The sequence below is a fragment of the Shouchella xiaoxiensis genome, from assembly GCF_016907895.1.
Lineage (GTDB): Bacteria > Bacillota > Bacilli > Bacillales > Bacillaceae_D > Shouchella > Shouchella xiaoxiensis.
The window spans coordinates 1-6961 of the sequence record NZ_JAFBCV010000034.1 but is presented as its reverse complement, the minus strand read 5'-3'; the positions used below and the strand labels follow the sequence as shown (position 1 = coordinate 6961).

8 protein-coding genes are annotated in these 6961 nt (G+C 37.6%); 3 read left to right on the top strand and 5 right to left on the bottom strand.

Features of this window, described 5'->3' with window-relative positions; all coding sequences use genetic code 11:
• Window positions 1–129 precede the first annotated feature (129 nt).
• The gene (locus JOC54_RS22750) at window positions 130–450 is read right to left on the bottom strand and encodes a YfhH family protein (protein ID WP_035422293.1); all 321 of its coding nucleotides are present in this window, start codon (window positions 448–450) and stop codon (window positions 130–132) included.
• On the bottom strand, window positions 450–1274 hold the full coding sequence (gene recX / locus JOC54_RS22745) for a recombination regulator RecX (protein ID WP_054794131.1): 825 nt from the start codon (window positions 1272–1274) through the stop codon (window positions 450–452). The genes JOC54_RS22750 and recX overlap by 1 nt, the downstream gene beginning before the upstream one ends.
• Before the next feature lie 111 nt (window positions 1275–1385).
• On the opposite strand from recX, the gene JOC54_RS22740 reads away from it, so the two are divergent.
• Complete coding sequence (locus JOC54_RS22740) at window positions 1386–2291, top strand: TIGR01777 family oxidoreductase (RefSeq protein WP_204469438.1); 906 nt, start codon at window positions 1386–1388, stop codon at window positions 2289–2291.
• A 29-nt stretch (window positions 2292–2320) separates the two neighbouring features.
• On the opposite strand, the gene JOC54_RS22735 is transcribed toward JOC54_RS22740, so the two are convergent.
• Entirely contained in the window at window positions 2321–2617 is a 297-nt protein-coding gene (locus JOC54_RS22735) for a hypothetical protein (protein WP_035422289.1), read from the bottom strand.
• A 143-nt stretch (window positions 2618–2760) separates the two neighbouring features.
• Window positions 2761–3798, bottom strand: a complete 1038-nt coding sequence (locus JOC54_RS22730) for a S66 family peptidase (protein ID WP_204469436.1) — start codon at window positions 3796–3798, stop codon at window positions 2761–2763.
• A 140-nt stretch (window positions 3799–3938) separates the two neighbouring features.
• Here JOC54_RS22730 and JOC54_RS22725 point away from each other — a divergent pair, with 140 nt between their 5' ends.
• Window positions 3939–4721 (top strand): hypothetical protein, encoded by a 783-nt coding sequence (locus JOC54_RS22725; RefSeq protein ID WP_204469434.1) that lies wholly within the window; start codon window positions 3939–3941, stop codon window positions 4719–4721.
• Window positions 4722–4921: 200 nt separating this feature from the next.
• On the opposite strand, the gene rlmD is transcribed toward JOC54_RS22725, so the two are convergent.
• The gene (gene rlmD / locus JOC54_RS22720; protein WP_204469431.1) at window positions 4922–6328 is read right to left on the bottom strand and encodes a 23S rRNA (uracil(1939)-C(5))-methyltransferase RlmD; all 1407 of its coding nucleotides are present in this window, start codon (window positions 6326–6328) and stop codon (window positions 4922–4924) included.
• A gap of 151 nt (window positions 6329–6479) precedes the next feature.
• Here rlmD and JOC54_RS22715 point away from each other — a divergent pair, with 151 nt between their 5' ends.
• Entirely contained in the window at window positions 6480–6842 is a 363-nt protein-coding gene (locus JOC54_RS22715) for a hypothetical protein (RefSeq protein WP_035422340.1), read from the top strand.
• Window positions 6843–6961 lie beyond the last annotated feature (119 nt).

Sequence of the window (6961 nt, the reverse complement as noted above, 5' to 3'; positions counted from 1 at the left end):
TTCCGTTCTTTTTTCCATTATAACAAGAGTATTTTTGTTTAGGTGTCTATAAATAAGAAAAAGCTGTTGAGAAATTACTTTCTCAACAGCCTGAGGGATCTTCCATATTGGAAGATCCCTTTTTACTTATTAAGATGACGTCACTTTGTCGGCAAACAAAGCAATCGGGATTCCTTCAAGTTCTCGTTCACCTTGGCGATATCCCCAGGCAAACCGACCGTTCATATAAGACACTTCAAATATAGTTATCCCGTCTGTTAAACGGTATGCATGCCCTGGTTCAATTGTGTTCGGATCAATTAAATAGGATTGAGCAAGCGTCTTGCGTCTTTCTAACACTGCATATTCATTTGCATGGCCCAATTGCTCCGCTTTCTTTGCTTTTTCATTCAGCATGGATATTTCAAGCTTCAGTTCATACTCATCCATTTCACTAAACCGTTTTTCCACTATATGTCATCTCCTTGAAGTAATTCATCTACGACGCTTGTAATATCGCTAAAGCTAAAACCTTTTCGCGCAAGCGCTTGCGTTAATCTTTGCTTTAGCTCATATCCACTGTACTTTTTAGAATACGTCCGCACCATCTTTTCTGCTTGAAACTGAAGTGCTTTTATTTCTTGATCAGCATCTTCTTCGACATGATTGTTTAAGACTGAAACAATTGCTTCATAATCAAAGCCTTTTGAGAGTAATTGATTGATTTGTTTATTTCGTTGTTGTTGCTGGGACTCCTTAGATTCCACTTTACGGCGTTCAAGTTTCTCAAGCCATCTCTTAACTTCTATCTTTTGCCAGTCGAGATCATAAGGCAATAAAGATTCATCAATGATTTGATCGAGTACACCTTTCTGTTTTAACTGTTGCTTTAACTTCGAAGGTCCTATATGAGATTGATTTATTTTTGTACGAATAAAAGCTCCTGCAAAAGCGAAGTCATCGACTAGTCGTTCTCGTTTTAAGAAAGTTATAGCTTGCTTAATGTGCTCTGGTTGCCGCTCTTTTTTTTCGAGATAATCAATCATTTCTTTTTCCGAACGCATTCTAAAGGAAAGATAATGAATGGCGAGGTGCTGTGTTTTTTTTGCTTCATCAGCATCAACGATTTCCTTTATCTCGTCTTCATTTAACTCAAGCCCTTTGCGCATCCCAAACTTAATTAACGTATCTTCATCAACACTAAACGAGTATCGATCCGTTCCCTTTTCATCAACATAGACATTGTACCGTTGCTTCATTTTTTTTTGAACCGTTATCTTTGAGATTCGAATCATCGTATCCCTTCTTTCTTTTCTGTACCAAACAACGATTTATAAAAGTGTAACTGCTTCTAACTTCGGGTAATCATTAAATATCGATTTCAAACTAAAGGAGCCTGATTTTTGATGAGAATTGCAATAACTGGTGGTACCGGCCTTATCGGGAGCAAATTAACACGTTCACTCATAAATAGAGGTCATGATGTGACTATTTTAACGCGAAACAGATCAAATAAGCAAAACAAAGACAGGCTTTCTTACGTGGAATGGCTTAATCCAAATCATTCCCCAGTAGATGAATTAGAAGGGACTAATGTCTTTGTTAATTTGGCAGGTGAAACGATTATGGGCCGTTGGACAAAGTTAAAGAAAGAAAAGATTCTTTCAAGCCGGCTTGAAGCAACAAATGAACTGATCTCCATTATGAAACAAATGGAGCAAAAGCCGGAAGCTCTCATTAATGGTTCAGCAATTGGTTTTTATGGGCATTCTGAAAATGAAACATTTGATGAAGCAGATCAACCGCTAAATCGAAACTTTCTATCTGAAGTAACCCACAAGTGGGAAAAAGCAGCTTTGACAGCGACAGAGTTAGATGTCCGAACCGTATTTGCACGAATTGGTATTGTACTTGATTTAGAAGGTGGTGCTTTTCCTAAAATGCTCCTGCCCTATAAACTCTATGTAGGAGGTACGGTAGGAACAGGTAGACAATGGATGTCCTGGATACACATAGATGACCTTATTAACATGTTTGTTTTTGCGATTGAAAACAGAGACATTAGCGGTCCATTAAACATAACAGCCCCTCATCCAGTACGGATGCAGCAATTAAATCGAACTATTTCTAAAGTTACTGGTAAACCACACTGGATTCCAGCTCCATCGTTTGCGATTAAGTTAGCTTTGGGGGAGATGAGTACCCTCGTTTTAGATGGTGCATATGTATACCCCAAGAAAGCCGTGCAGCATCAATTTCATTTCACCTACGAGGAACCTGAAGAGGCTCTTAAACAGTTACTTCAAACCTAAAAGCTTAGGTCTTAAAAGACCTAAGCTCCTTAATGAACATACACTTGCTCAAATTGAATATTTTTTTCCTCAATGCCTATTTTTTTTAGAAACTGTTCTGCTTGCTGTAAAGAATCGAGTGGATATTGCGTTTGGCAAAGGTGATTAGCTCGCTTTAAGCTTTCTTGAAAATGTTTATTTACTGCCAGATCTTTCTTAACATTATAGATAGCTTTTAATACCCTTTCGTCTCGTTCAAAACTCACAAAGCCTTCAGACTGGTTATAGTACACAATTAGAGGCACATGTGTATGCGGATGAATGATGTGCGTTTTGAATAAATTCAAGCGCCCTACACTTCCTTTCTAATACAAACTCTTCTTTTTATTTATCGTATGGAAAAAGATGTCCAACGGTCAACCATTAAGCCTATCGTTGTCAAAAAACTTCTTGTTACTTATTCGATACTATTTCGCAAAGAAAAGTTTATTTAATTGACTGCTGCTTCCAGCAAAGAAAATGTCCCCTTAATTGGATCTAGCGATGCCATAACACCGATTGGCATGATGCACTGAGGTTCATTATGACCGAAGCTTGCATTATATAGAACGGGCAAGTGTTGCAATTGAAATTCCGCGAGCACTTTTACGATTATCGCTTTATATTCTTCATAAAAAACATCGTGCTGTGGTTTAGCGAATACGATGCCGCTCAGTTCATTTAATACGCCTGTTGTGCCGTAATTCCGTAATCCATCTTCAAGATACCACGATGGTGCTTGTACTTCTGACGTTTCCAAAAATAAAATAGCTCCTTGAAAAGCGGATAGATCGGGAAATAAACTGGTTCCTTTTAACGTCTCAATTACTTCAAAGCAGCCCCCAATTAAATGTCCTTGAACTGCCTGATCACCTTGAATAAATTCGTAAGGACGATTCGGTTGAAAAGAGCGTTTCTTCTTTTTAGTTGACTCATCTCTCCAATCAAATAAATCATTTGTCCATGTTGGAGAAACGGGAACGTCCCCGATCGGGTCTGATGCAAAGAGCGTTTGAACAACAGAATTTTTCGTGTATGAAGGAATGCCACCTGTTTCTGCAAAATCCACCAATATAGACGGACCATACATGCTTGATAAACCTGCCTTTAAACAAATAAAATGAGCAACGGTGTTATCAGAATACCCTACAAATAGTTTCGGATTTTCTTTTATGACGTTTAAGTCTATGTAAGGCAACATTCGAATACTCTCATTCCCACCGATACAACAAAAGATAGCTTTAATAGTTGGATCACTAAATGCAGACATTAAATCTTCTGCTCGTTTTTCAGGATTTTGATAAACAAACTCCGAACCTGCCAAAGTGTGTGGCATCTCAACCACTTCTAAGCCAAACTCTTCTTCTAATTGCTTCTTCCCCTGTTTATAACGCCATTTTATTCCGGTATCGCCTGCACCACCCCAGCCTAAACTTACAGTTGCCACTTTGTCTCCAAGGTTTAATTTTTGGGGTTTCAAAAGCCGCATGAAATGATCACCTCTTGTTTTATATTTATTTCCATTCATCTTTATTTTTTCCTGTTTTATTCCATGAAATTGTATATAATTGTCATAACAAACTAACTCAAGACTGTTTTTCAAATCGATTAAGAAGGCGGTGCACGAATTTGACATTGATACAATCTCAGATTTTCAATTCGCAATTAAACGATTATGAAGTCATCTACGAGTTTCCCTACCAGAAACCATTTTCTCCAATGGCTCGCTTAAATCCTACGATAATTAAAGAAGTATTTCGCTTTTCTTATGCTAAGACTTTCGAAAACAAACGAGTTTGCAGTTTACAAGAAGATCACGACTGTAAGATTAGCGAGAATTTTGCTATTCTAAGTCAAAGAAAACTTGCTGAGTTCTCGTTCTGGAAGTATCTCACCTTACATCATATCCCTCTAGATAAACCTAATTTAAAAAGCAACGAACAAGAAAAGATACACTCAAATGATTTTACATTTAAGTTTAGAAATCTTGCCATTAAATCAGCAGCTGCTACCGAACAAGCACTTTTACTTGCAACGAAAGATTGGAATAAAAAAGGCTTGTACATCCCTCATATCGGGACTTCGCATGAAAGTTACAATTATTTCGTTTTGGTCCGTTTAAATCACTCTATAGTTCAGCTGATGAAAGATTATCGTCATTTTAACTGTAGCAATCTAGATAAAGATCAACTTTACCGTTTAATTATGAGTCAAACGTATACCTATGATATTCCTGGTTTCATCACAAAACAAGATTTAATCGATGCTATAAATAATGAGTGGTTTATTCCAGAGGGGGTTTATTTAGATGATAACAAGGAAACGAGTAAAATGGTCTTAAGTTATTACTACTTCCAAGCTGGAAATCTCCAGCCAATCCAAAAGCTCATTGCAAACTTGAGGACACTTTAATACCTAAGATAATAAAGTTAGTAGTGGCATTGTGAATCCGAGAGGTATCAAAGCCAAATCTATTCACGATGAATGCTCTATACGTATTAGTAAGAATTCTACCATAATGGACCATAAGTGTCGTGTACGAATAGGAATCAGCCGGATTCCTCATTTATAAATAAACAAAAAACCACCTGTTTAAGGTGGTTTAGGCATTCTTACTTTTTCAAAACTAACTCAGTCACGCTTTCAACTTGCGCTGTCCAAGGGAACATGTCTACAGGCTGAATGTTTACTACCTTATAGCCTTTATCCATCAGTTGTTGCACATCTTTTGCCAATGTAGATGGATTACAAGACACATAGACGACTCGATTCGGTTTGGCCTGGACGATTGATTTTAATAACTGAGGATCGCAACCGCTTCTTGGTGGATCTACAACCACAACATCTGGTTTAAAACCTTGCTTCAACCAGGTCGGTAGCCACTTTTGAGCTGTACCAACTTCATAGGTTGTATTGATTTGTTGGGCATCAGCGTTTGCTCTAGCATCTTCTATCGCTTCCCGAGTTGTATCCATGCCGCGTATTTCACTTGCTCCATTTGCAAGCCATTGACCAATTGTCCCAACACCACAGTAGGCATCGACAATTTTCTCTTTACCAGACAAACGAGCTGCTTTTTTCGCTTCATCATACAAATGAACCGTTTGTTTCGGGTTTAATTGAAAAAACGCGCGCGCAGATAAATCAAAACTGAATTCGCCTAAGCGCTCATTAATCGTCTCTTCGCCATCAAGATGGTAGGTCTGCTCACCAAAAATAAGCGACGTTTTGCTGTCATTTATATTTTGCATCAATGAAGTAACTTCCGGCAATTTCTGTCTAACTTCTTTTATAAAGAGCTCTTTATTCGATAATTCAGCCGTATTTGTAATGAGGACTAATTGAACTTGCTTTGTTTCAAAGCCGATTCGCGTAACAATAGTTCGTACTTCACCATCGTGCTTTCTCTCATTGTAGATTGGAATGTTTAAATCAGCTAAGATCGATTTTACGATTTGAGTTACATGATTCAGCTGTTGATGTTGAACTAAACAAGCTGACAAATCAATAAGCTCGTGGGTTCCTTCTTTATATAAACCAGCGATAACTTGCTTATTAATCTTTCTTGTTTGAAGTTGACTTTTATTCCGGTAGTACCACGGGTTATCCATACCAATTGTTTTTTGTATCGGCAAATGTTGGTCAGGTATTTTTGTATAACGGCTAAAAGCTTGTGCTACAATATCCTGTTTTCCAACTAAGGAAGCATCATAATTCATGTGCTGCAGTTGGCACCCCCCGCATTGTTCGTATATTGGACAAGGGGCTTTAACTCGATCAGGTGATTCTTTGCGAATTTTCCTTACAATCGCTTCCGAAAATCGCTCGCCTGCTTTGGTTACTTCAGCAACAACTTCTTCTCCAGGTAAAGCGCCTTTAACGAAAACGACTTTACGTTTAAAATAACCAACGCCTTCTCCATTAATTCCTAATCGTTTTATTGTTAATGGAAATTGTTGTCCTGTTTGTATTGATACATTATTATTGTTCTGCTGTTTATGATACGGTTTTTCCTTCATTTCTTCACTCCAGTCTAGCGTAAATCCATCACAATCGTAGATTTTCTTTTATTAGTATAGCAAATTCTAGAGCTTTCCTAAACTTTCTAATTCATGACCTCCTATATTCTGATAGAATGGAGAAGTAATTGTGCTCGGAGGTGGTGAAGATATGTCAATTCCTACAGATATTGCTTCTTTAAAAATTATGGCTCATGTTTACAAAAAACAAGATACTGATTATGTATTCGCTAAAACCGTAGAAAGCTTAGTAGACACCGTTCCTTACATTGATTGGGTAGGAATTTATGTGTACGAGGATCTAGACCACAAGTTAGTGGCCGCCTCATGTTTTAATGATGATTTGCGTTGGGAATGTAACAGTGAATTAAAGTTTCCAGTAAAAAATGCAACCAGTTCTGAAATCGGGATGATGATTGTCCGAACAAGAGAATCGATTGCATTTGATGTAACGGACTTATCCACTCTTGAAACGATTGCGAGTGCGATAGGCTACGAAAGCAGCTTAAATTAACAAAAAGAAAGCAGCTTGGCTGCTTTCTCAGGCTGTTGAGAAAGTAATTTCTCAACAGCTTTTTCTTATTTATAGACACCTAAACAAAAATACTCTTGTTATAATGGAAAAAAGAACGG